Raw genomic sequence first — 22,067 nt, forward strand, 5'->3', positions numbered from 1 at the left:
CACCCGTCCCTACATCCGGCTCAGGCTCGCCGCGGCGAACAGCACGTCGCGGATCGCGTCCCGGTCCCCGACCTGTCCCGCCGCCGCATCCGCCGGAGGCACGTGGCCCGCGGCCAGCCGGCAGAACTCCACGCCGTCCAGGGCGACATGGGCCACCTCGTGCTCGGCGGAGCCCACCGCGCCCGGGGAGTCGAGCGGGATGAGCCACTCGCCGCCGCCCGAGCCCTCGATCTCCAGCCGCAGACTGCGCCCCGGCTCACCCGCCGTGACCAGGTGCGGGCGCGCGCCGGGTGCCGCCGGCCCGGCCCGGCGGCGGGTCGCCAGCACGCCCGGCAGCAGCCGCGCCGCGAGGTCGATCATGCGGTTCAGATGTCGCGCGGAGGGCGGCTCGTACGGGTAGTCCACCGCGTCGGCGATGTCCTCGGCGTGCACCCAGCACTCGAACGCCCGGTCCAGCATCGCGTCGTGCAGCGGCAGCTCGAAGTCGCCGTACGACACCGGCATCCGGCCCGCGTCGCCGGTGAACGACACGGTGCGGACGATGCCGTGGGTCTGCTCGCGCCAGGGTGCCCGCACCGCGCGGGTGGGCGGGTAGTGCGAGGCCCGCCAGTACGCCTCGGTGCGGCCGGCGGGCGCGGGGGCGGGGGCGGCGATGTCGCCCAGCGGGTCGGACAGGCCCAGGGCGGCCGCGACCAGCCCGTCGACCGTCAGCAGGTGGGCGATGACCCCGGCGACGGTGGTGCGGCGGCTCGCGGCCGCGTCGGCCTCGAACCAGCGCAGCCGCACCGGCGCGTGCCACTCGGCGTCGCCGATGTCCTGGAGCAGCGCGTCCAGCCGCGCGGTCTCGGCGTCGTACGGCGTGGCCCACTCGGGCACCGGGATGCGCGGCGGGCGCCGCTCCAGGCACCCGTCCAGGACCCGGGTGCGCAGGGCGGGGTCCAGGTCGAGGGTCTCCGGGCGCTGGAGCAGCCCGACGGCCTCGCGCAGCCGCAGCGCCTCGTCGGCACAGGCCTCGCACTCACCGAGATGCTCCTCGACGGCCGCGGCCTCCTCGGCCGAGCAGGCGGCCAGCGCCCACGCCCCGAGCAGCGACGTCAGCGTCTGGTGCTCCAGTGCGACCGCCCCGTCCGGTACCGCATCGGGCAGCTCCCGCCCACCGTCCTCCACGGACACGCGGGGCAGCGGTATACGCGGACCGGGGCGGTCCCCGCCGCCCGCACCGCCCTCGCCCGCACCGCCCCCGCCGCCCGGCGCCGGCCCGTCGGGGTCCCCGGGGATCCCGTTCTCGTCGTAGGCCCCCTTCACGCCGCGCCCCCGTACCCCGGCGGCGCCCCGGGCGGTTCCGGGGCGCCCGCGTGGCGGGCGGTGGACAGGAGCTGGAGGCCCAGACGCAGGCGGCGGCGGGCCTCGTCCTCCGTGACGCCGAGGTCGGCGGCGGTCTGGCGGTAGTCGCGGCGCTGGAAGTAGGCCAGTTCCAGGGCGGCCCGCAGCGGGGCGGGCATGGACTGGACGATGTAGTCGGCGCGGGCGGCGACCGAGGCGTGGCGCACCTTGCTCTCCAGCTCCTCGGTGGTGCCGGGGCCGCCGCGGGCGAGGGCGGCCGTCTCGGTGGCGCGCAGCCGCTGCACGGCCAGGCGGTGGGTCAGCGTGGCGACCCACGTGCGCAGCGGGCCCTGCCGGGGGTCGTAGGCGTCCGGATGCTCCCAGACGTGCGCGAAGACGTCGCGCGTGATGCGGTCGGCGGCCCGGTCGTCACCGAGCACGCGGTGCGCCTGGCCGTGCACGAGCGAGGCGAACCGGTCGTAGAGCTCGCCCAGGGCGGCGGCCTCCCCGCGTGCGAGCCGCTGATGCATCTTGCGGTCCCAGCGCAGTGGTGCGTCCCTCTTCGCCATACGGCCCCTTCACCCCCTGTACGGTCCTCTGCTCGTTCCGTGCTCGTTCAGTGCTCGTTCCGTGCTCATTGCCGTGCGTGTCTCCGCCGGGCCGGTCCCCAGCCTGGGGCCACCGTCTCCCCGAATGTAGTCGGCACGTCCGAGACCGCACGCCCCTTTGTGTCAATGCGCGCCCCTGCCGGCCCCCAGGTGGTAAACGCCCCCGACCCGCCTCGCCTACCCTCTAACGTGCGACCGGATTCGATTGGTTTGGATCGAACAGGATCGAAACCGTCTGAAACAAGCCTCTTCCGGCCGGGCTCCGTTTCCGGTCGGGCGTTTGCGGGAACGGCCGGTGGGCAGGCGCGCGCCCAAGAAGCGTAAGCGTGGCTTCCGTTTTGGGTGATTCCGGACGTTCCGACGGATGAGGGGCATGGTGGTGACGTTCAAAGTGACCGGCGGAGAGCGGGGCCGGTGGGCCGTGCTCCAGGTGTCGGGCGAGCTTGACCTGGTGACGTCACCGGTGCTGCGGCAGCGCGTGCACGACGAGGTGGCCGAGGGGCGGCACAGTCTGGTCCTGGATCTCTCCGAGGTCCTGTTCTGCGACTCCAGCGGGGTCGGCGTCCTCATCGCCTCCCGGCGGCTCATCCGCTCCTGTCAGGGCCGGCTGCGCCTGATACTGCCGGCGCAGGGCGCCGTCGACGGCTCCCACGTCAACCGCGTCCTCGGCGCGCTCGGGGTGCGCCGGCTCTTCGACGTCCACCCCGACCTCGCCTCGGCGACCGGCGACGAGCCGCGGCCCCTGTCCGCGTAGGTCCCGCTCCGCGTGGATCCCTCTCCACGCGGTCCCTCTCCGCGTAGATCCCGCCCGCGGCCGCGTCCGGGGTCGTACGCTCCGAGCGGTGCGCACGAGCGGTGCGCACCCACCGACACCGACGACGTGAGGCGGCCGGAGAAGACCATGGTCAACAGCGAGTACGAGCGCAGGATCGCCGCGCGGTTCGCCACCTTCGACCAGGACGGCAACGGGTACATCGACCGTTCGGACTTCAGCGGGGCGGCCAAGGCGGTGCTCGCCGAGTTCGGCACCGCCGCCCGGTCCGAGAAGGGGCAGGCCCTGTACGGCGGCGCGGAGGCGCTCTGGCAGGGCATGGCGGGCATCGCCGACCGGGACGGCGACCAGCGCATCACCCGCGGGGAGTTCGTCACCGCGGCGGTCAAGCGGCTGCGCGACAACCCGGACCGGTTCGCCGAGATCGCCCGGCCCTTCCTGCACGCGGTGCTGGACGTCGCCGACACCGAAGGCGACGGGGCCGCCACCGTCGAGGCCGCCGCCCGGGTGCTCACCGCGCTCGGTGTGCCCGGGGACACCGCCCGGTCGGTCGCCGAGGCGCTCGACACGGACGGCGACGGCAAGGTGGGGGAGGCGGAGATCGTCCCGGCCTTCGCCCGGTACTTCACCGTGCCCGAGTGACGCGCCCCGAGTGACGCGCCCCGCGCCGACGGCCGCCACCGGCCCCCCGAACAGATGTCGCGGATCGTGGCGGGGCGGCATCACGGAGCGTTGATACCGGGTCGTGTCCGCCGTGTGACCCGTCACGGCCCGGAGTCGGTGCCACACTCCGGTACCTTGTCTGGGATGCGAGTGGTCCCGAGCGCCGACCGTGCCGGAGTCGCCCCCGAGGCGGCTCCGGAACCGACGGTGTGCGCCTTGCCCCGCAGGGTGGAACGGCCGTCGGCCACCGCCTGTTCGACTCCCCGGAACGAGCGTCGCACAGTATGCCGCACGGGTACTCCTTCGCGCTGGAATATGCCCGAAGCGCTTGTTGGGGTGACTTTACGTCAACCATGCTGGCCCACAAGGGATTCACGTTCCGTGATCCCCCACCCGGTCTTTGTCCTGGCCATGCAGAAAATGGCTACGATCGTGGCCCTCATGAGGCGCGAGCCTTTGTGTCCGCCGGTTCGGATGGTGTGAGCGGTGCAGGTGCTTCAAGTGCAACTGGAGGTCCGGCCCGACCCCTCGGAAGTGGGGCGAGCCCGGCGGTGGGCGCGCTCACGGCTCGCCGGGTCCGGGATACAGGCCGATGAACCACTCGCCGAGACGCTGGTCCTGCTCGTCTCCGAGCTCGTCACCAACGCCGTGGTGCACACCGGGTGTCCGGCCGTCCTGCGGCTGGTGCTGCCGGGCGCGGCGACCGAGGGGACCGAGGAGGCGACCGTCCGCCTCGAGGTGGACGACGCCAGCGACCGGGCCCCGGTGCCCCGCTGTGTGGGCGGCGAGGCGACGGGCGGCCGGGGCCTCGCCCTCGTCGACGGCCTCGCCGACCGCTGGGGCTGGAGCCGGGAGGGCGCCGGCAAGCGCATCTGGTGCGAACTGGACCGCTGCGCCGAGCGCGAGGACGTCGCGCCGGTCTGCGGGAGCGGCGGCGGCACGGTGGCGTACGAGGGGTTCGCGTACGAAGTGGTGTAGCGGCCGGCGGCGGGGGATGCGCCCGGTGCACGAGCCCCCGCTTCTCCCGGGCCCGATGCGGCGGTGCGCCGTGGTGTGCTTCCGTGCGCGTCCCGTGCGAACAGGACGTAAGTGGTGAATCCCCCTTCGCCGGTTGACGGTTCGTGACCGCCTCCTCACGCTGGAAGGCAACGATTCGCCGCGAGGGGACGACGAGGCCTCGGTGACGGAGCCCTCGACGAGCGTGGGTCGTGTGTCGGCGGCGGTTCCCTGGGGGGCGACGGGAGCCGGGCGGGAGCGCCGGAGTCGGGTGGCGGCGCGCGCGATGCCATGCTCGGGGCGGACAGCGCCGCGCCGCCGGCCGACGACTTTCCCGTCACCCTCCACAGGCTGTGGACAACTCACTCCGGAAGGTCCGCCGGTACGCGGTCGGCGTGACCCCGAGGGCCGTCTGCAAGTGCTGCCGCATCGACTGGGCCGTGCCGAAGCCCGCGGCGCGGGCCACCCGGTCGACGGAGAGCGTGGTGGACTCCAGCAGATGCCGGGCCCGTTCGACGCGCTGCCCGGTGAGCCACTGGCCCGGGCTGACGCCGACCTCCTCGCGGAAACGGCGGGTGAAGGTGCGTACGGACATCGACTCGCGGGCGGCCATGTCCCGTAGCTGGATCGGTTCCTGGAGACGGCCGAGCGCCCAGGCGCGGGCGTTGGCCGTCGAGGACTGCTGCGGATCGGGCACCGGCCGCTCGATGTACTGCGCCTGGCCGCCGTCGCGGTGCGGCGGTACGACGGTGCGGCGGGCCACGTCGTTGGCGACGGCGGTGCCGTGGTCCCGGCGCACGATGTGCACGCACAGGTCGATCCCGGCCGCGACCCCGGCCGAGGTGAGCACGTCGCCGTCGTCGACGAACAGCACGCCGGGATCCACCCGCACCTTCGGGAACAGCCGCTGGAAGTGGTCCGCGGAGGCCCAGTGCGTGGTCGCCGGCCGTCCGTCGAGACACCCGGCGGCGGCCAGGACGTAGCCGCCGGTGCAGATCGCGACGAGCCGGGTGCCGGGCCGGACGAGCGCGAGCGCGGCGGCGAGCTCCTCGGTCAGCACGCCCTCCTCGTACACCGGACCCAGCTCGTAGGAGGAGGGGACGACGACCGTGTCGGCGGTGGCGAGGGCCTCCGGGCCGTTCTCCACCAGGATCGCGAAGTCCGCGTCGGTCCCGACCGGCCCGGGCGGGCGGACCGAGCAGGTGACGACCTCGTACAGCGGGTCGCCCCGCTCATCCCGGGCGCGCCCGAGGATCCGCTGCGGTATGCCCAGTTCGAAGGGGAGCAGGCCGTCGAGGGCGAGAACGGCGACCCGGTGCGGCCGGTGCGCGCGGTACGCGAGGTCGGACGTCATGGCCCGATCCTAGCGAACACTGTCTTCCGGGCCACTGGATCGGGCGTATCGCGCATCGGAAGCTCGATGACGTGACCCAGACAACCGACGCCGCCGCAGCGGCCGCACACCAGCCGGAGCCCGCCCGCCCGCGCCGCCGCGCCCGGGTGCACCGTGCCTGGTGGGTCGCCGCGGTCACGTTCGTGACGATCATCAGTGCCGCGGCCTTCCGCTCCCTGCCCGGCATCCTGATCGACCCGCTCCACCAGGAGTTCGGCTGGTCGCGCGGCACGATCGGCGCCGCCGTCTCCGTCAACCTCGCGCTCTACGGGCTGACCGCTCCCTTCGCCGCGGCGCTGATGGACCGCTTCGGCATCCGCCGCGTGGTCGCCGTGGCCCTGATCGTCATCGCGCTGGGCTCGGGCCTCACGGTGTGGATGGACTCCGCCTGGCAGCTCATCCTCTGCTGGGGTCTGCTGGTCGGCCTCGGCTCCGGCTCGATGGCGCTGGCCTTCGCGGCCACCGTCACCAACCGCTGGTTCACCGAGCGGCGCGGCCTGGTCACCGGCGTCCTCACCGCCGCCTCGGCCTCCGGGCAGTTGATCTTCCTGCCGCTGCTGTCCTGGATCGTGGAGACGTACGAGTGGCGACCGGCGGCCGTCACGGTCGCCCTCGCCGCACTGGCCGTCGTCCCCTTCGTCTGGCTCCTCCTGCGCGACCATCCGGCGGACGTGGGCCAAAAGCCCTACGGCGCCGAGGAGTTCGTGCCCAAGCCCGCCCCCGTGCCCGGCGCCGCACGCCGCGCGCTCACGGTGCTCCTCTCCGCCGCCCGCACCGGCCCGTTCTGGCTGCTGGCCGGCACCTTCGCGATCTGCGGTGCCTCGACCAACGGCCTGATCCAGACCCACTTCATCCCCGCCGCCCACGACCACCACATGCCGCTGACGGCCGCCGCCTCGCTGCTGGCCGTGATCGGCGTGTTCGACGTGGTCGGCACGATCGCCTCCGGCTGGTTCACCGACCGCTTCGAGCCGCGCCGCCTGCTCGCCGTCTACTACGCCCTGCGCGGCGTCTCCCTCCTCTTCCTCCCCATCCTGCTCGCGCCGACCGTCCACCCTCCGATGATCTTCTTCATCGTCTTCTACGGCCTCGACTGGGTCGCCACCGTCCCGCCCACCCTCGCCCTGTGCCGCGAGCACTACGGCGACGACAGCGCGATCGTCTTCGGCTGGGTCCTCGCCTCCCACCAGGTCGGCGCCGCCCTCGTCGCCTTCCTCGGCGGCGTCGCCCGCGACGTCTTCGGCTCCTACGACGTGGTCTGGTACGCGTCCGGTGCCCTGTGCGCGGCGGCGGCGCTGATGGCGCTGGTGATCCGGCGGCGACCGGTGCCGGTGACCGCCCCGTGCTGACCGGCTCGTAGGCTGCCCCGTATGGGGTGGGGGACGACGGAACCAGGGACCGGACGTACGCGGCTGACCTGGCCGAACGACGAGTGGAACCGGGCGGCGGCGCTGTGCGCGGGGCAGTTGCCGGTGGCGTGGCTGGTGTGGTGGTTCGCCGAGGTGGCGGGAAGCGACGACTACGGCCGCGGCCACAGCGGCTCGTTCGGCATGGCCGTCGCGCTGCTGGCCGCGCCGCTGGTCCTGCCGTTCCTCGGCGTACTCCACGCGACCGCGCAGATCATGCCCGCCGCCACCCTGGCACGCCTGCGGCTTCGCCCCTCGGGCGGCCCCGAGTGGGTCCGGCACCTGGTGATGTCCGTCCTGGCCGGGACGGCCTGGTCGGCGGCGGGTGCCGTGCTGTGGGAGTGGCCCTTCACCGCCACCCTCCTGTGGTTCGCGGGCCTCGGCGTACTGCCCGTGCTCGGCCTCGCCCGCCTGCGCGGGCGCGGGGCGGGGCCGTGGGGCGTCTGGCTCCGCTCGGCGGGCGCCTCGGTCGCCCTGCTCGCCGTCGTCGGCGTGTCCGGGAGCGTGCTCGTCGGCGACTACGAGCCCCCGGCGCTGTCCGCCGGGCAGCTCGCCGGGGAATGGCGCGGCCGGGACGGGGCGGTACTGGTGCTGCGCGCGGGCGGCCGGGCGGAGTCGGCCGGGCTGCCGGCCACGCGTGCGGACGGCGGGGCCGGCGACTTCACCGTGTGCGACGGGACCGGCACGTGGTCGGTCGGCCGGGACGGCCTCGCGTACGCCCCGGAGCGCGACGGCGTCCTCGTACGCCTCGACGGCGGATGCGGGCAGGAGACGTACTGGACGATCGGCGGGAGCGAGCGGGACCCCGAGCTGTTCGTGCTCTTCGGAGACCCGGACTCCGGGGACCTGCGCATCCTGACCCGGACCTGAACCGCGTACCCGCCGCCGCTCAGCCCGGAAGCCGCGAGACCCGTCCCGCCTCTTCGCGCGCCACCGCCCTGGCGATGCGCACCGCGTCGATCGCCAGCTCGCGGAGCATGCCGCTGACCGGGTTGGTGAAGCCCGTGAAGTACAGACCGGGGGCGTTCTCGGGGGAGCGGGCGCCCCGCACGACCGGCCGGCCGCGTGCGTCGAGTACGCCGAGGTGGCCGACCAGCCCTTCCAGACCCCGCAGATAGCCGGTCGCGGCGACGACCGCGTCCGGTGCGACGCGGGTGCCGTCGGCGAGGACCACCTTGCCGTCCTCGAAGCCGTCCACGGCGGCCACGATCTCCACCCGGCCGCCGCGCACCGCGTCGATCAGGCCGACGTCCTGCACCGGGACGGCGCCCTCGGCGACCCGGGTGAGGAGGCCGGTGTCCGGGCGGGGCAGCCCCCGCGCCGACAGGTCGGGCGTGCTGATCCTGGCCAGCGGCCGGGCGAGCCGGTCGACGAGACGGGCCGGCAGCCGCCGTACGAGGACGCCGCTGTACTGGGCGGGCCAGCCGGCGGTGGAGCGGCGGACGATGTGGGGCGCGGTGCGCACGGACAGCCGGACCCGGGCGGCCCCGCCCTCCACCAGGTCCACGGCTATCTCGGCGCCGGTGTTGCCGACGCCGACGACCAGGACGTCCCGGCCGGCGTACGGGGCCGCGTTCCGGTACTCGGCGGCGTGCCGGACCTCGCCGGTGTACGTGTCCCGGCCGGGCCAGTCCGGCAGGCGCGGGGTGTGGTTGTGGCCGGTGGCGACCACCACCGCGGCGCCGGTCAGCTCACGACCGCCCGAGGCGTGCAGCAGCCAGCCGGCGCCGTCGGGTGCGCGTTCGACGCGGAAGACCTCGACGCCGGTGACGATCTCCAGTTGGTGGTGCTCGGCGTACGTCTCCAGGTACCGCACCACGTCGTCCCGGGCCACCCACCGCCCGAAGCGGCGCGGCATCGGCAGGCCGGGCAGCGCCGACAGGCGGCGGGTGGTGTGCAGGCGCAGCCGGTCGTAGTGGCGCCGCCAGGAGGCGCCGACGTGCTCGGTCCGCTCCAGGACGACGGCCCGCAGACCCCGTGCGCGCAGGGCGTGGGCGACGGCGAGGCCGCCGGGGCCGGCGCCGATGACGTACACGGGGCGGTCCGCGGGGTGCGCGGCCCGCGGTTCAGCGGACGTTGTGGAGTCGGCCATGCCGCGAGCGTAATCAGGCTGATGCTTGATGGGTCTCGGTCAAGACCGGAATCGGTTGCGGATCGGTCACGACCGTGGTCACGACCACGGTCGTGACCGCCGCCGAGCCGTCCGCCGCCCGCCGCCTCACCGGTCGGATTGAATGGCTCGATGGCCCACACACGCATGCGCACCCTCGCGCCCTCCCTCACCGAACCGCGCGGACACGGCCTCCACCTCAAGTCCTGGGACGCCGGCTCCGACGCCGACGCCGAGACCTGGCTGCGCGGCTGTCTTGACCCCGAGTTCCAGCGCTGGAACACACCGCTCAGACTGTGGACGGACCTCGGCGGCGCCCGCGAGTCGCTGCGCGCACGCGCCCGGGATGCCGGGGAGGGCAGGTCCGCGTCGTTCCGGATCACGGACCGGGTGACCGGCACGACGCTGGGCCACATCGGCGTCAACGAGATCAACCGGCCGCTGAAGCTGGCCCGGGTCGGCTACTGGGTGCTCCCCGAGGCCCGCGGCCGGGGCGTCGCCACCCGCGCCCTGCTCCTCGCCTCGCGCTGGGCCTTCGCGGAACTCGGCCTGTACCGCCTGGAACTGGGTCACGCGGTGGGGCACGACGCCTCCTGCCGGATCGCCGAACGCTGCGGGTACGCCTACGAGGGCACGATGCGCGGGGCGATGTTCGAGGCCGGCCGGCACGACGTGTTCCGGGACGCGCATCTGCACGCGCGGTTGGCGACGGACGCCGAGCCCGCCGAGCCCGCGGCGCCCAGCGGGCGGTGAGGGGCGTTCACGGCCACAGCAGCCGCGTGTCCCAGTCCCCGTCGTCCGTCCGGCGGTAGGCCAGCCGTACGTGGCGGCGGCGGGCGTCCCCCTGGAAGAACTCCACTTCGTCGGGGAGCAGCCGGTACAGCGTCCAGGACGGGACGGGCGCGTCCGGCTCCCGGGCGGCCCGTTCCCAGGCGGCCTCCGAGGCGCGGGCCAGCTCGTCCGGCGAGTCGAGGTCCGCGCTCTGCCGTCCGGTGAGGGCGGCGGCCAGCGCACCGGTCGACCGGGCGTGCAGGTCGGCGTGCGCCGCCTCGGCCGGGGCGACGGCGACCGGGCCGCGGACGCGCACCTGGCGGCCCAGCACCGGCCAGTAGAAGACGAGCGCGGCGTAGGGACGGGCGGCGAGGTGGCGGCCCTTGCGGCTGTCGGCGTGCGTGGCGAAGGACCAGCCGTCCGCGTCCGCGCCGTGCAGCATCACGACGCGCGCGTCCGGCAGGCCCTCCGCGTCCGCCGTCGCCAGCGACACGGTGTGCGGTTCGGTCTGGCCGGCCGCCACCGCCTCGGCGAACCACGCCGTGAACAGGGCCACGGGGTCGCCGGGCGCGGTGGCCGGGTCGAAGGGCGGCAGTTCGGTGACCGCGGGGTCCCACACCCGCAGCGACCTCAGTGACTCGTGCAGATCGGATCCCATGTCCCGATTGTCACGGGTGCCGGGGGATCACACCGACCCGAGGTCGGAGGAGACCCAACGCTCCGGCCGCATGCGGACGATGACCTGCTCGCCGTGGTTCGCGGTGGCGAAGGCCACGTAGCCGTCGACCTTCTCGGCCGGGAGGTAGCGGGCGGCCATCTCCCGCAGATGCTCCTCGGTGGCGGTGACCGTCTCGACCACCGGCCCCTCCACCGACACGTACCGGATGGTGGGCTCCAGCCGGTCGGCCATCAGGGAGAACCGGCCCGCCGCCTTGATCAGTTCGTTCTTGCGGCTGTCGAGCCCGGTCATGATCCATACGTCGCCGCCGGGCTCGTACTGGTACCAGATCGGCACGGTCAGAGGGGCGCGCCCCGCTCCCGCGTCGACCGCGAGCGCGGCGATGTGGGGCTCGGCCAGGAACTTCTCACGCTCTTCGCGGGTCAGGGCCATTCCGGTCTCCTCCAGCGGTACGGACGGCGTCGGTGCCTTTCTCAACACCGGTCGGCCACAGGGCTGTTCCCCGTCCCGCGGGTATTTCGCCGGACGTCCGTCAGGACAGCGCCAGCCGCTGCACCAACAAGAACGCGCCGATGCCCAGCATCGCGGCGCCCGACGTACGGGTGACCGCGCGTGCCGCGGCCGGACGCGCGCCCAGGACGGCACGGGCGGCCAGACCGACCGTGAGGTAGACGGCGGCACAGCACGCCATGTGCAGCAGTCCCAGGACGACAGTCTGCACGGGCACCGGCAGGTGCGCACCCCGGGTGACCAGGAACTGCGGCAGCACGGACAGGTAGAGCAGCAGGCCCTTGGGGTTGAGGCCGCTGATCGTGGCGCCGCGCAGGAAGTCCCGGGCCCGGGAGCCGCCCTGCGCGGTGGCCGGGGTGTCCTGCGCGGCGTCCGGGACGCCGGGCCGGCGCAGCACCGACCACCCCAGCCACACCAGGTACGCGGCCCCCGCCACCGTCAGCACCGTGAGCAGACCCGGCGACCCGGCCACCAGCACCGCCAGTCCGGCCGCCGCCAGCAGCGTGTGCAGCGCGTACCCGGCGACCAGGCCGCCCACGGCCCACGCCACCGACCGGTCGCGCAGCCCGGCCGCGATGGCGTACGCCCAGTCCGCGCCCGGCACGCACACCAGCAGGAGGTCCAGGGCGAGGAAGGAGATGAGGAGTCCCGAGTCCATGACGGGAAGATTAGGCGCATTCACCCCGAAGGTGTTCCCGTAATCTACCCAGGTCAGGGCCTGTAGTGGAAGAATTTCCCCCATGGATGACATGGATCGGAAGATTCTTGCCGAGCTGCAGCAGGACGGGCGGCTGACCGTCACCGAACTGGCCGCGCGGGTGCGGCTGAGCGTCTCGCCGTGTCACCGGCGGCTGCGTGAGCTGGAGCGGTCGGGGGCGATCGGCGGTTACCGGGCGGTCGTGGACCCCGCCGCCGTGGGGCTGGACTTCGAGGCGCTGGTCTTCGTGTCGATGCGGCAGGAGGACCGGGACACGGTCGCCGAGTTCGAGCGGGCGGTCAGCGAGGTGGCGGAGGTGGTGGAGGCGCAGCGGCTCTTCGGGGAGCCGGACTACCTGCTGCGGGTGGTCGCCGCCGACCTGGCCGCCTACCAGCGGCTCTACGACGAGCGGCTCGGCACCCTGCCCGGGGTGCAGCGGCTGACGTCGACGCTGGTGATGAAGCACGTGGTGCGGGACCGGCCACTGCCGGCGTAGCGCGGGACGGGTGGCGCCGGACGCGGGGCGAGGGGCGCGGTGCCGGGTGTGGGCCCGGTGCGGGCCCGGCGAGGATGACAGGCTGCGAGGCGCGCTGCGGGCGGTATGCCGCCGGGCGTGCCGCTTGGTGTGCCGTCGGGCGTTCTGCTTGGCGTGCTGCCGGGGGTGCTGCTTGGCGTGCTGCCGGGGGTGCTACTTGGTGGGCTTCTTGCCGGTGACGCCCAGGTACATCAACAGGGCCAGGTTCGGTTTGAGTTCGGCCTGCTTGACGCCCCAGGAGGAGAACCCCTTCTGGTGCGACGCGGCGGCCGCGAGCATCACGACCAGTGAACCGGCGATCGCCGCGGGGTTCACGTCCTTGTCGACCTTGCCCTTGGCCTGCAGTTCGGCGACGGACTCCGCGAGGGAGGAGTTCACCGAGTTGAGGATCTTCATGCGGATCTTGGAGAAACGTTTGTCTCCCTCCGCCGCGCCCAGATCGATGACCCGGAGGATCGCGTCGTTCTTCCGCCAGAACTCCAGGAAGCCGTCGACGAGTTCCTGCGCCGTCTGCCAGCCGGCCTTGCCGACCCAGGAGCGGCCCGCCGTCAGCTCGGCCAACCCGGCACTCTCGGCGGCCATTTGCTCGGCGAGCTCCAGGACGGCGCCCTCGACGTCCGGGAAGTACTGGTAGAAGGTCGCGGGCGAGGTGCCCGCCTTGCGGGCGACATCGATGACTTTGACATCGCGATAGGGGGAGGAGCTGAGCATTTCGCTGAGGCAGTCGAGCAGTTTCTGCCGGGTCGCCTGCCCACGTCGACCGGCCACGCGGCCGTCGACGGTACGCACTTGTCCTGTCATGCCGTCAGCTTACCGACGGGTGATCCGAGCGCGATTCGGCCGACTGCAAATGGGGTGCGCGGGCGGAGCGAGGCTGGTGTGCCTGGTCTGCGCGGTGCGGGCGACGCGGTTACTTTGACGGCATGGCCGAAAACGGGGCATCAGCGAAGCGGACATCCGACGGTCCGGGCGACGTGTCCGCACACCCGGAAGGCGTTCCCTGCTGGGTGGACGCACAGCTCTCCGACGTGGAGGCGGGCAAGCGCTTCTACGGCGAGCTCTTCGGCTGGACCTTCACGGAGCCGGCAGGGGAGTCGGCAGGGGAGCCGGCAGGTGGGCCGGCGGGCGTATCCGTATGGGCGCGGCTGGACGGCGAACCCGTCGCAGCCCTGGTCCGCAAGACGGACGGCCGGATGCCCACCGTGTGGTCGGTGTACTTCCACACCCCGGACGCGGCGGCGCTGGCCGAGCGGATCCGGGCGGGCGGCGGCCAGGTCGTCACCCCGCCCCACCCGGTCGGCGGCCTGGGCACCACCGCGCTCGCCGCAGATCCCGACGGAGCCGTGTTCGCCCTGTGGCAGCCGGCCGGCCACCCCGGCTTCGGACGCCGGCACGAACCGGGCACCTTCACCTGGGCCGAGCTGTACACCCGGGACACCGAGGCCGCCAACGCCTTCTACGGCGACCTCTTCCACGACGCCCTCTTCGGTCCGGACGCCGCCCCCGACTTCGGCCGCGCCCCGGTCTCCAGCGTCTTCCCCGCGCAGATGCCGCCGCACTTCCTCGTCCACTTCCTGGTCGGGGACGTCGAGGCCGCGCTCGGCATGGTGGCCCGGCTCGGGGGGCGGGTGCGGGTGCCACCCTTCGAGACGTCGTACGGAGGGGTGGCCGTGGTCTCGGACGACCAGGGGGCGTCGTTCGCCCTGCTGCAACGCTGATCGACACTCGGGAAGCGCGCCACTTTGCCCGGGATCGTACGAGACACCCCGATTGTCGCCAGGTTCGCCACCGGCGCCTCGGACAGGAAGAATCGGGGTGCGTGGCGCCACGGAGGTGCGGTGGTGAGACGCTGCACTTCGGTCGCGTACATATGTGGATGGCGCGGCCCGTACGGGGAGGTGGCAGGCAAGTGGTGGATCAGCTGACGCAGCACGATCCGCGGCGGATCGGGCCGTTCGAGGTGCTGGGCCGGCTCGGCGCCGGCGGCATGGGGCTGGTCTATCTCGCGCGTTCGGCGTCCGGCCGGCGGGTGGCGATCAAGACGGTCCGGACGGAGCTGGCGGAGGACCAGCTCTTCCGCGTCCGCTTCACGCGCGAGGTGGAGGCGGCCCGCGCCGTCTCCGGCTTCTACACGGCGGCGGTGGTCGACGCCGACCCGCGTGCGGCGGTCCCGTGGCTGGCCACGGCCTACGTGCCCGCGCCCTCCCTCGAGGAGATAGTGAACGAGTGCGGGCCGCTCCCGGCCCAGGCGGTGCGCTGGCTGGCGGCCGGCGTCGCGGAGGCGCTCCAGTCGATCCACGGTGCCGGGCTCGTCCACCGCGACCTCAAGCCCTCCAACGTCCTCGTGGTCGAGGACGGCCCCCGGGTGATCGACTTCGGCATCGCGTCCGGCGTCTCGAACACCCGTCTGACGATGACGAACGTCGCCGTCGGCACCCCCGCCTACATGTCCCCGGAGCAGGCGAAGGACTCCCGCAGCGTCACCGGCGCGAGCGACGTGTTCTCGCTCGGCTCCATGCTGGTCTTCGCCGCCACCGGACACCCGCCCTTCCACGGCGCCAACCCGGTCGAGACGGTCTTCATGCTGCTGCGCGAGGGCCCCGACCTGGAGGGCCTGCCGGACGAGCTGCGCCCGCTCATCGAGTCCTGCATGCAGATGGAGGCGACCGCCCGCCCCAATCCCGCCGACCTCCAGGCCCAGCTCGCCCCGCACCTGTTCGGCTCCGGCTCCGACGACAGCGGTACGGCGTCGGCGTGGCTGCCCGAGCGGGCGGTGGGCCTGATCGAGAGCCGCCGGGGCGGCCGGCCCCCGGCCAAGCCCGCGGCGGCGTCCGGCGGCCGGGGCGGCGGATCGGCCGGCGCCCGCCCCGCGGTCCCCGCGCCCCCGCTCCCGCCCCCGCCCTCGCACGACCCCGTCGTACCGGCGCCCCCGGCGCACCGCCCGCCGGTGCCCGCGCCCGTCGGCGCCCCCGACGCCGGCCCGGTCCGGCTGGCCGGCGTCTCGGTGCCCATCGGCCCCGGCCCGCGCGTCGCCGACATGCGTTCCGCGGCCGTCGCGGCACCCCCGCCGGAGTCCGCCCTCGCGGCGTCCTGGTCCCGCCCGCGCCCCGGCGTCAACGGCGCCGACCCCTCCGTGGCGGCGGCCCAGCCCGCCCCCGCCGCGCCTCCCGAGGCGTCCCCGGCGGGCTGGCGCCCCTGGCGCTTCCGCATGTCCAACGACGTCTGGGGCACGCCGTCCGTCGCCGGGGACCTCGTCTACGTCACCTCCTTCGAGGTGCACGCCCTGGACGTGGCCACGGGGCGCCGTCGCTTCAAGACCCGGGACGTCGCCTGGTCGATGGCGGTCGCGGACGGCCGTATCCACGCCTCCGACGGCCCGACCCTCTACGCCCTGGACGCCCGCGAGGGCACCGACCTGTGGCGCCTGCAGACCGACGCCTGGGTGTACTGCCTCCGGGCCGACCGGGGCACGGTCCTCACCGCCACCCGCGGCGGCGGCGTCCAGGGCCGGGAGGCCTCGAGTGGGCAGAAACTGTGGGAGATCACCGGCGCCCAGACCGACTTCGAGTCCCCGGAGGCGGGCGCGGCGCTCCACGACGGCACGGCGTACGTCTGGCAGGACGCCCGGCTGCGCGCCCTGGACGCCCGTACCGGCGACGAGCGCTGGTCGTACCCGATCGGCGACGCCGCCTCCTGCGGCGGGGTGCCGGTCCGCGTCACCCAGGCACCCGACGGCTACGTCTACGTCTGCGCCGGTACCCGGGTCCTCGCCCTGGAGGTCACCACCGGCCACGTCCGCTGGCACTTCGAGGCCCCGGCGGTCTTCCTCGCCCCGCCGGCCTTCGTGCCGGGCCCCGCGGTGACCGGCGGCGGCGTCTACCTGGCCGACTACCTCCTACCTCGGCACGGTCTACGCCCTGGACGCCACCGACGGCCGCGACCGCTGGCGCATCGCGACCGAGGCCCGTTCCTCGACCGACCCGGTCCTGGTCGCCGCCGGCCACGTCCACGTGGGCAGCGGCAAGGGCCTCTACACCCTGGACGCGGTGACCGGCACTCCCAAGTGGCGCTTCCAGGCGGGCGGCGACATCGTGGGCGCCCCCGCGGTGGCCGAGGGCCGCATCCACTTCGGCTCCACGGACCACCTCCTCTACACCCTCAAGTCCGACGACGGCCGCCTCCGCTGGAAGCTCGCCACCGGCGGCGAGATCACCGGTTCCCCGGTGGTGCGGGACGGCATCGTCTACGCGTGCAGCAAGGACCGCTGCGTCTACGCCCTGGACGCGGAGAAGGGCACGGGCACGGCCCGTACGACGTAGGGACCGGAGCGTTTCTCCCGCGTGGGACGCCCGTTCTCCAGGGCGTCCGCCGGGCGGGTGGGAGAGGCAGAAGCGGCGAGCGCGCGCGAGGTCCTCGCCCTCGTCCTCCACGGCGTCAGTCCGCCGTGGGGCGGCGGGCCTGTCCCAGGCCTGTGGACGACACCCGCCCGGTGGTCCGCGAACGACCCCGGACACGCGTCGACCGCGGCGGCTCCCCTCCGCGCCGCCGCGGTCGATCCCCGTGTGCAGGAAGGTCTACTTGCCGTCCGGGTCCAGGGCGGGCGGGGCGGGCATGGCGTTGTCCATCGTCGTGATGGTGTCCTTGGCGGGCCCACTGGGCATGGCGTTGTCGAGCGTGGTGAGAGTCTCGTCGTTCGCCGGCGGCGTCGGCATCGCGTTGTCCTGCGGAGTGGCCTCCGCGTCCTTCATCTTGTCGCTCATGTTCAATCCTCTGCTGCGAAGTCGGCGAGTGAGCAACGCCCGTCCGGAAGCTCCCCCGTGGGCGGCCGGACGGGCGTTCGGAGCCGCACGATACTTCCCCGGGCTCCTGGCCACCCCGCCTGCCCCCCGACGCGACGGTGTGACAGGAAAGACAGTGCACCAGGGCGATAAACGAATGCTGAACGCCCCCGCCGGCCCGCCGGTACGCGGTGGTTCAGGCGGCCGTCGCGGGGGAGAGGAGCGCCCGTACCTCCTCGGCCTGTGGCGCGCCGCACTGCTGGAAGAGGTTGAGCGCTTCTCGCCAGCAGGCCGTGGCCCGGTCGACCTGTCCGAGCCCGGAGAGCGAGCGTCCCAGGAGCGTCAGGACGTGCCCTCGCATGCGGTCACCGCCGATGCAGCCCAGCGCCAGCGCCTGTTCGGCGTGCCGGGCCGACTGCGCCGGCCGGCGGGCCGCCAGATGCACCTCGGCGATACGGAAGTTGGTCGTTCCCTGCCAGAGGCGCTGGCGGTGGTCCTCGAAGATGCGCAGTGCTTCGGAGAACTGGTGGAGCGCGTCGCTGTGCCGGTCGGCCTTGGTCAGCGCGATGCCCAGGGTGAAGTGCCCGTTGGCGAGGCGCATGGTCCGGCCGATGTCGAGCTGGGCGGTCAGCCCGCGGTGCGCGATGGTCACCGCCTTCGCGATGTTGCCCATGCCCAGGTGGGCGCGGGAGAGGTTGCACAGGCTGAGTGCTTCGCCGGCACGGTTGTCGGCCGCGCGGTAGCCCTCGATGGCCTGTTCCAGGAAGGCCCGCCCGTCCGCGTACCGGCCCTGGTGCAGTGAGATCAGTCCCCGGTCGTTGGCGACCCAGCTCACGGCGGTCGCGTCCCGCACGGACTCCGCGAGCGTCATGGCCCGCTCCGCCTGCTCGGCGGCCTGTTGGATGCGGCCTGAGACCAGGAGGACGTTGGTGAGGGTCGTCCGCGCCCTGCCTTCCGCGCGCGGGTCCTCGGCGGCTCCCGTGGCGTCACACATCGCCCGGGCCGTCGTCTCGTACTGGTGGGAGTTGGCGCCGGACTCCGTCAGGTCCTTGGCCGCCCACAGCAGGTCCACCGCGCGCCGCAGCCTGCTCGTCCCCACGGACTGCCGTACGCAGGCCAGCAGCGGCGCCGCCTCGCTGTACAGCCAGTCCAGTGCCGCCGAGCCGTCGGTGAACGTCAGCCCCGGGTACTCCGTCGGCTCCAGACCGTCCACCAACCGGTCCCCGGGCCGCTCGATCGCGTAGACCCCAGCCGCCGTGGCCAGGTAGAAGTCCAGCAGCCGCGACAGCGCGGCCCCCCGCTCGCTCGGCGGGTGCTCGTCCCGTTCCGCGCACGCACGCGCGTAGAGGCGGACCAGGTCGTGGAACCGGTACCGGCCCGGTGCCGCCGATTCGAGCAGCGACGTGTCGACCAGGGACTCCAGGAGCTCCTCGGTGTCCTCGGCGGGCAGGTCCAGCACCGCCGCCGCCGCCGCGACGGAGATGTCCGGTCCGTCGGCCAGGCCGAGGAGCCGGAACGCCCGTGCCTGGGCCGGTTCCAGTTGGCCGTAGCCCAGTTCGAAGGTGGCCTTGACCGCCAGGTCGCCGGCCTGGAGTTCGTCGAGCCGGCGGCGTTCGTCGGCCAGCTTGGCGGCGAGGACGGACACCGTCCACGTGCGGCGGGCCGCCAGCCGGGACGCGGCGATGCGGATGGCCAGGGGCAGGAAGCCGCACGCCCCGGCCACGTCCAGCGCCGCCTCCCGCTCCGAGGCCACCCGCTCCTCGCCCACGATCCTCGTGAAGAGGGCCAGCGCCTCGTCCGGGGACATCACGTCCAGGTCGACCAGGTGCGCCCCGGCGAGGTCCAGCATCCGCACCCGCGACGTGACCAGCGCCGCGCAGCCGTCCGCGCCGGGCAGCAGCGGGCGTACCTGGGCGGCGTCCCGGGCGTTGTCGAGGAGGACGAGGACACGGCGGCCGTCGAGGACGGAGCGGTAGAGGGCGGCTCGCTCCTCCAGGGAGTCGGGGATGGCCGAGTCGGCCGTGCCCAGGGCGCGCAGGAAGGAGCCCAGTACCGTCTCCGGTTCCGCCGCCCGCGCGCCCGCGCCCTGGAGGTCGACGTAGAGCTGCCCGTCCGGGAAGGTGGCCCGCGCCAGGTGGGCGACGTGCACCGCGAGGGTGGTCTTGCCGACGCCGCCGATGCCCGCGAGGGCGGAGACCGCCATGACGCGGCCCGCGGTGGCGCCGTCCCCCGAGGCCGAGGACAGTACGTCGCTCAGTTCGCGGACGAAGGACGCGCGTCCCGTGAAGTCCGGGACGGTGGCGGGGAGCTGGGCCGGGCGTACCGGGGCCGGCGCCGTCTCCGCGGCGGGTGCCGACGGTTCGGCCAGGCCCGGGTCGGCCCGGAGGATGCGCTGCTGGAGTTCCTGGAGGCCGGGACGCGGGTCGACGCCGAGTTCGTCGGCGAGCAGGCGCCGCGTGTCCGCGTAGACGGCGAGGGCCTCCGCCTGGCGTCCGCTGCGGTAGAGGGCCAGCATGAGCAGCTCGCGCAGGCGTTCGCGCAGCGGGTGCGCCGCCGTGAGGGCCGTCAGTTCCGAGACCGCCTCCGCGTGGCAGCCCTGCTCCAGGTCCATGTCGAGGCAGGTCTCCAGGAGTTGGAGCCGCCACTCCTCCAGGCGGACGCGTTGCGCCTCCGCGTAGGGGCCCGGGACGCCGGCCAGTACCTCGCCGTCCCACAGCGCCAGCGCGCGGCGCAGTACGTCGCGGGCGTGGCACAGGTCCCCGGTGGTCCGCGCCTTCTCCGCCTCGGCGGCCAGGTCCTGGGCGGCGGTCAGGTCCAGCGTCCCGTCGGCCAGGCCCCGCACGGCGTATCCGCCCGACTCGCTCACCAGGACGCCGGGGTCCAGGATCTTCCGCAGCCGGGACGCGTAGGTGCGTACCGCCGCCAGCGCCTGCGACGGCGGTTCCTCGCCCCACAGGGCGTCGATCAGCTCGGCGGCCGTGGCCGTACGGCCCTCGCGGAGCAGCAGCGCGGCCAGCAGGGCCCGCTGCTGGGGGGAGCCGGTGGCCAGCGGTTCGTCGCCGCGCCAGGCGCGCACGGGTCCGAGCACACCGAAGCGCAGCGCCGTCGTATTCTCCGGTTCCGCCGGGGATCCGGGACGCCGCTGCTCCGGAACCCGCGGTACACCGTCCATGCAGTCCCCCTAGACATCCTGAGCAACTACGTCAGTTTGCCTTGTTCATGCCGACCTCGTCAGCCGTGGGAGACACCGATCACAGGTCCCTCACCTGCTCCCTCATCCCTCCAGGTCCACCCGCACCGTCAGCAGCCCCGTGCCGACCCCCATGGCCCGCACCGCCGCGCTGTTGAGCCGGGGCAGGCGCCGCAGGCGCGCGACCGGGTCGTCGTCGGGGAGGAGGTGGGCCGTGCCCGGGTGCCAGCGGCCCCGGATGCGTACCCGTACCCGCGCGTCGGCCCTGATGTTGCGGACGTACTGGGACCGCTCGCCGAACTCCGACACCAACCAGAAGGAGTCGTCGACCCGGCGTCCGCCGACCGGTGTGCGGCGGGGGAGGCCGGAGGTGCGGCCGGTGGTCTCCAGCAGGGTCTGGGCCGGCAGACGGCGCGTCACGGCGTTGAGGCGGCGCTGGAAGGCCGTGACGGCCCGGTACTTCTTCTCGGCCTTGTTCCCGGCGTTGGACGGCTTCGACATCGTTCGTTCACGCTCCCGTCTCGTATGTCTCCATGTTCCCCGGAAAACCTCAAGGGGAGGGCGAGGGCGGGCTCAAGAGACGGGTGGTGTGGTCGTGCGGGTCGTGACCTGGAACGTGTGGTGGCGGTTCGGGCCTTGGGCCGACCGGCAGAAGGCGATCCTCGCCGTGCTGGGGGAGCTGCGGCCCGATGTCGTCGGCCTGCAGGAGGTGTGGGCCGCCGACGACGGCGCGAACCTCGCCGAGTGGCTGGCCGGCGAACTCGGCCTGCACTGCGCCTGGGCCGCCTGCGAGGCCCCTGAGCGTTGGCAGCGGCGGATCGGCGACGACACGGTCGGCATCGGCACCGCGGTGCTCAGCCGGTGGCCCGTCGTGGAGCGGGCGGCGCTGCGTCTGCCCGCCCCCGGGGAACTCGACGACGGGCGCCTCGCGCTCTACGCCCGCCTGGACGCGCCCGGCCACCCGGTGCCGTTCTTCACCGCCCACCTGAACTCGGGCCGCCATGCCTCGGCGGTGCGTCTCGAACAGGCCGCCGCGCTCGCGGACTTCGTCGCCGCCCACCGGCACGGCACCGGCTTCCCACCCGTCGTGACCGGGGACTTCAACGCGCGCCCCGAATCCGCCGAGGTCCGGCTCCTCACCCGGGCGGCGCCCGCCGCCCCCGGACGGGCCGCCCTGCTGGACGCCTGGGAGTACGCCGACCCGTCGGCCCCGTCCGCCACCTGGGACGGCGCCAACCCGTACATCCCCGACGGGCCGGTGCCGGGCACGCGGATCGACTACGTCCACGTGGGGCCGCCCGGGCCGGACGGGCTCGGCCGCGTACGTGCCGTGCGGCGGGCGGGCGACGGTCCCGTGGACGGTGTGTGGCCCTCCGACCACGCGGCGGTCGTCGCCGACCTCGCCGGAAGCTGACGCGAGGAGCCGGCGACCGGACGGCCGGCCTCCCCCGCCCCCGGGAAACCGGTCCGCCTCGCCAAGGAGGCCTGTCTGGCCTTCCGCCGTGGGGGGCCGGTCTGTCTCCCGCTTTGGAGGCATGTCTGGCCTTCCGCCGTGGGGGGCCGGTCTGTCTCCCGCTTTGGAGGCATGTCTGGCCTTCCGCCGTGGGGGGCCGGTCTGTCTCCCGCATTGGAGGCA

General features: G+C 74.0%; 20 protein-coding genes and 1 pseudogene. 10 read left to right on the top strand and 11 right to left on the bottom strand.

The window, feature by feature from the left end; all coding sequences use genetic code 11:
- Positions 1 to 9: 9 nt before the first annotated feature.
- Together B1H29_RS21045 and B1H29_RS21050 are read right to left on the bottom strand one after the other, a co-directional pair.
- The gene (locus tag B1H29_RS21045) at positions 10 to 1,305 is read right to left on the bottom strand and encodes a zf-HC2 domain-containing protein (protein WP_055417453.1); all 1,296 of its coding nucleotides are present in this window, start codon (positions 1,303 to 1,305) and stop codon (positions 10 to 12) included.
- On the bottom strand, positions 1,302 to 1,892 hold the full coding sequence (locus B1H29_RS21050) for a sigma-70 family RNA polymerase sigma factor (RefSeq protein WP_055417452.1): 591 nt from the start codon (positions 1,890 to 1,892) through the stop codon (positions 1,302 to 1,304). Before B1H29_RS21050 ends, B1H29_RS21045 begins: the two co-directional genes overlap by 4 nt.
- 412 nt (positions 1,893 to 2,304) lie before the next feature.
- On the opposite strand from B1H29_RS21050, the gene B1H29_RS21055 reads away from it, so the two are divergent.
- The 3 genes from B1H29_RS21055 to B1H29_RS21070 all read left to right on the top strand — a co-directional run bounded on the left by B1H29_RS21055 (position 2,305) and on the right by B1H29_RS21070 (position 4,344).
- Positions 2,305 to 2,685 carry an STAS domain-containing protein gene (locus B1H29_RS21055; protein ID WP_055417451.1) on the top strand — a complete coding sequence of 127 codons (381 nt, stop codon included), beginning with the start codon at positions 2,305 to 2,307 and terminating at the stop codon, positions 2,683 to 2,685.
- Positions 2,686 to 2,832: 147 nt separating this feature from the next.
- Complete coding sequence (locus B1H29_RS21060; protein ID WP_055417450.1) at positions 2,833 to 3,345, top strand: EF-hand domain-containing protein; 513 nt, start codon at positions 2,833 to 2,835, stop codon at positions 3,343 to 3,345.
- Between the two features lie 522 nt (positions 3,346 to 3,867).
- Positions 3,868 to 4,344, top strand: coding sequence for an ATP-binding protein (locus B1H29_RS21070; protein ID WP_055417449.1), 477 nt, complete (start codon positions 3,868 to 3,870; stop codon positions 4,342 to 4,344).
- 355 nt (positions 4,345 to 4,699) lie between these two features.
- Here B1H29_RS21070 and B1H29_RS21075 read toward each other — a convergent pair whose 3' ends face one another.
- Positions 4,700 to 5,716: a GlxA family transcriptional regulator gene (locus B1H29_RS21075; protein ID WP_055417448.1), complete on the bottom strand. Its 1,017-nt coding sequence runs from the start codon at positions 5,714 to 5,716 to the stop codon at positions 4,700 to 4,702.
- 71 nt (positions 5,717 to 5,787) lie between these two features.
- Here B1H29_RS21075 and B1H29_RS21080 point away from each other — a divergent pair, with 71 nt between their 5' ends.
- Together B1H29_RS21080 and B1H29_RS21085 are read left to right on the top strand one after the other, a co-directional pair.
- Complete coding sequence (locus B1H29_RS21080; RefSeq protein ID WP_055417447.1) at positions 5,788 to 7,104, top strand: MFS transporter; 1,317 nt, start codon at positions 5,788 to 5,790, stop codon at positions 7,102 to 7,104.
- Between the two features lie 21 nt (positions 7,105 to 7,125).
- Positions 7,126 to 8,031, top strand: coding sequence for a hypothetical protein (locus tag B1H29_RS21085; RefSeq protein ID WP_055417446.1), 906 nt, complete (start codon positions 7,126 to 7,128; stop codon positions 8,029 to 8,031).
- Between the two features lie 19 nt (positions 8,032 to 8,050).
- Here the strand turns inward: B1H29_RS21085 and B1H29_RS21090 are convergent, their stop codons facing one another.
- On the bottom strand, positions 8,051 to 9,253 hold the full coding sequence (locus B1H29_RS21090) for a flavin-containing monooxygenase (RefSeq protein WP_055417445.1): 1,203 nt from the start codon (positions 9,251 to 9,253) through the stop codon (positions 8,051 to 8,053).
- Positions 9,254 to 9,403: 150 nt separating this feature from the next.
- On the opposite strand from B1H29_RS21090, the gene B1H29_RS21095 reads away from it, so the two are divergent.
- On the top strand, positions 9,404 to 10,024 hold the full coding sequence (locus B1H29_RS21095) for a GNAT family N-acetyltransferase (RefSeq protein ID WP_079160360.1): 621 nt from the start codon (positions 9,404 to 9,406) through the stop codon (positions 10,022 to 10,024).
- 7 nt (positions 10,025 to 10,031) lie between these two features.
- Here B1H29_RS21095 and B1H29_RS21100 read toward each other — a convergent pair whose 3' ends face one another.
- From B1H29_RS21100 to B1H29_RS21110, 3 genes are all read right to left on the bottom strand, one after another.
- Positions 10,032 to 10,700, bottom strand: coding sequence for a pyridoxine/pyridoxamine 5'-phosphate oxidase (locus B1H29_RS21100; protein ID WP_055417444.1), 669 nt, complete (start codon positions 10,698 to 10,700; stop codon positions 10,032 to 10,034).
- 27 nt (positions 10,701 to 10,727) lie between these two features.
- On the bottom strand, positions 10,728 to 11,153 hold the full coding sequence (locus B1H29_RS21105; RefSeq protein WP_055417443.1) for a pyridoxamine 5'-phosphate oxidase family protein: 426 nt from the start codon (positions 11,151 to 11,153) through the stop codon (positions 10,728 to 10,730).
- A 100-nt stretch (positions 11,154 to 11,253) separates the two neighbouring features.
- On the bottom strand, positions 11,254 to 11,889 hold the full coding sequence (locus tag B1H29_RS21110) for a LysE family translocator (protein WP_055417442.1): 636 nt from the start codon (positions 11,887 to 11,889) through the stop codon (positions 11,254 to 11,256).
- An 82-nt stretch (positions 11,890 to 11,971) separates the two neighbouring features.
- Between B1H29_RS21110 and B1H29_RS21115 the strand changes: the two genes are divergently transcribed.
- A complete protein-coding gene (locus tag B1H29_RS21115) occupies positions 11,972 to 12,424 on the top strand; it encodes an Lrp/AsnC family transcriptional regulator (protein ID WP_055417441.1) in 453 nt (150 codons plus the stop codon).
- A gap of 192 nt (positions 12,425 to 12,616) precedes the next feature.
- On the opposite strand, the gene B1H29_RS21120 is transcribed toward B1H29_RS21115, so the two are convergent.
- Positions 12,617 to 13,252, bottom strand: a complete 636-nt coding sequence (locus B1H29_RS21120; protein ID WP_055417440.1) for a TetR family transcriptional regulator — start codon at positions 13,250 to 13,252, stop codon at positions 12,617 to 12,619.
- Positions 13,253 to 13,386: 134 nt separating this feature from the next.
- On the opposite strand from B1H29_RS21120, the gene B1H29_RS21125 reads away from it, so the two are divergent.
- Complete coding sequence (locus tag B1H29_RS21125; protein ID WP_055417439.1) at positions 13,387 to 14,181, top strand: VOC family protein; 795 nt, start codon at positions 13,387 to 13,389, stop codon at positions 14,179 to 14,181.
- 191 nt (positions 14,182 to 14,372) lie between these two features.
- Positions 14,373 to 16,782 (top strand): annotated as a pseudogene (locus B1H29_RS21135) (PQQ-binding-like beta-propeller repeat protein).
- 255 nt (positions 16,783 to 17,037) lie between these two features.
- Here B1H29_RS21135 and B1H29_RS21140 read toward each other — a convergent pair.
- From B1H29_RS21140 to B1H29_RS21150, 3 genes are all read right to left on the bottom strand, one after another.
- Positions 17,038 to 17,223 carry a hypothetical protein gene (locus B1H29_RS21140; RefSeq protein WP_055417438.1) on the bottom strand — a complete coding sequence of 62 codons (186 nt, stop codon included), beginning with the start codon at positions 17,221 to 17,223 and terminating at the stop codon, positions 17,038 to 17,040.
- A 214-nt stretch (positions 17,224 to 17,437) separates the two neighbouring features.
- The gene (locus B1H29_RS21145) at positions 17,438 to 20,413 is read right to left on the bottom strand and encodes an AfsR/SARP family transcriptional regulator (RefSeq protein ID WP_055417437.1); all 2,976 of its coding nucleotides are present in this window, start codon (positions 20,411 to 20,413) and stop codon (positions 17,438 to 17,440) included.
- A 102-nt stretch (positions 20,414 to 20,515) separates the two neighbouring features.
- Positions 20,516 to 20,932, bottom strand: a complete 417-nt coding sequence (locus tag B1H29_RS21150) for a nitroreductase family deazaflavin-dependent oxidoreductase (protein WP_055417436.1) — start codon at positions 20,930 to 20,932, stop codon at positions 20,516 to 20,518.
- Positions 20,933 to 21,026: 94 nt separating this feature from the next.
- Here B1H29_RS21150 and B1H29_RS21155 point away from each other — a divergent pair, with 94 nt between their 5' ends.
- Positions 21,027 to 21,845, top strand: coding sequence for an endonuclease/exonuclease/phosphatase family protein (locus B1H29_RS21155; RefSeq protein WP_055417799.1), 819 nt, complete (start codon positions 21,027 to 21,029; stop codon positions 21,843 to 21,845).
- Positions 21,846 to 22,067: the final 222 nt, after the last annotated feature.

Origin of the sequence: Streptomyces pactum (assembly GCF_002005225.1) — a bacterium.
Classification (GTDB): Bacteria; Actinomycetota; Actinomycetes; order Streptomycetales; family Streptomycetaceae; genus Streptomyces; species Streptomyces pactum_A.

What these genes read in the sequence shown, in the direction of transcription:
- B1H29_RS21100 (WP_055417444.1), bottom strand. Translation starts at nt 10,700, where the DNA reads ATGGGATCCGATCTGCACGAGTCACTGAGGTCGCTGCGGGTGTGGGAC.
- B1H29_RS21105 (WP_055417443.1), bottom strand. Translation starts at nt 11,153, where the DNA reads ATGGCCCTGACCCGCGAAGAGCGTGAGAAGTTCCTGGCCGAGCCCCAC.
- B1H29_RS21140 (WP_055417438.1), bottom strand. Translation starts at nt 17,223, where the DNA reads ATGAGCGACAAGATGAAGGACGCGGAGGCCACTCCGCAGGACAACGCG.
- B1H29_RS21055 (WP_055417451.1), top strand. Translation starts at nt 2,305, where the DNA reads ATGGTGGTGACGTTCAAAGTGACCGGCGGAGAGCGGGGCCGGTGGGCC.
- B1H29_RS21145 (WP_055417437.1), bottom strand. Translation starts at nt 20,413, where the DNA reads ATGGACGGTGTACCGCGGGTTCCGGAGCAGCGGCGTCCCGGATCCCCG.
- B1H29_RS21110 (WP_055417442.1), bottom strand. Translation starts at nt 11,889, where the DNA reads ATGGACTCGGGACTCCTCATCTCCTTCCTCGCCCTGGACCTCCTGCTG.
- B1H29_RS21125 (WP_055417439.1), top strand. Translation starts at nt 13,387, where the DNA reads ATGGCCGAAAACGGGGCATCAGCGAAGCGGACATCCGACGGTCCGGGC.
- B1H29_RS21075 (WP_055417448.1), bottom strand. Translation starts at nt 5,716, where the DNA reads ATGACGTCCGACCTCGCGTACCGCGCGCACCGGCCGCACCGGGTCGCC.
- B1H29_RS21115 (WP_055417441.1), top strand. Translation starts at nt 11,972, where the DNA reads ATGGATGACATGGATCGGAAGATTCTTGCCGAGCTGCAGCAGGACGGG.
- B1H29_RS21095 (WP_079160360.1), top strand. Translation starts at nt 9,404, where the DNA reads ATGGCCCACACACGCATGCGCACCCTCGCGCCCTCCCTCACCGAACCG.
- B1H29_RS21050 (WP_055417452.1), bottom strand. Translation starts at nt 1,892, where the DNA reads ATGGCGAAGAGGGACGCACCACTGCGCTGGGACCGCAAGATGCATCAG.
- B1H29_RS21090 (WP_055417445.1), bottom strand. Translation starts at nt 9,253, where the DNA reads ATGGCCGACTCCACAACGTCCGCTGAACCGCGGGCCGCGCACCCCGCG.
- B1H29_RS21060 (WP_055417450.1), top strand. Translation starts at nt 2,833, where the DNA reads ATGGTCAACAGCGAGTACGAGCGCAGGATCGCCGCGCGGTTCGCCACC.
- B1H29_RS21085 (WP_055417446.1), top strand. Translation starts at nt 7,126, where the DNA reads ATGGGGTGGGGGACGACGGAACCAGGGACCGGACGTACGCGGCTGACC.
- B1H29_RS21150 (WP_055417436.1), bottom strand. Translation starts at nt 20,932, where the DNA reads ATGTCGAAGCCGTCCAACGCCGGGAACAAGGCCGAGAAGAAGTACCGG.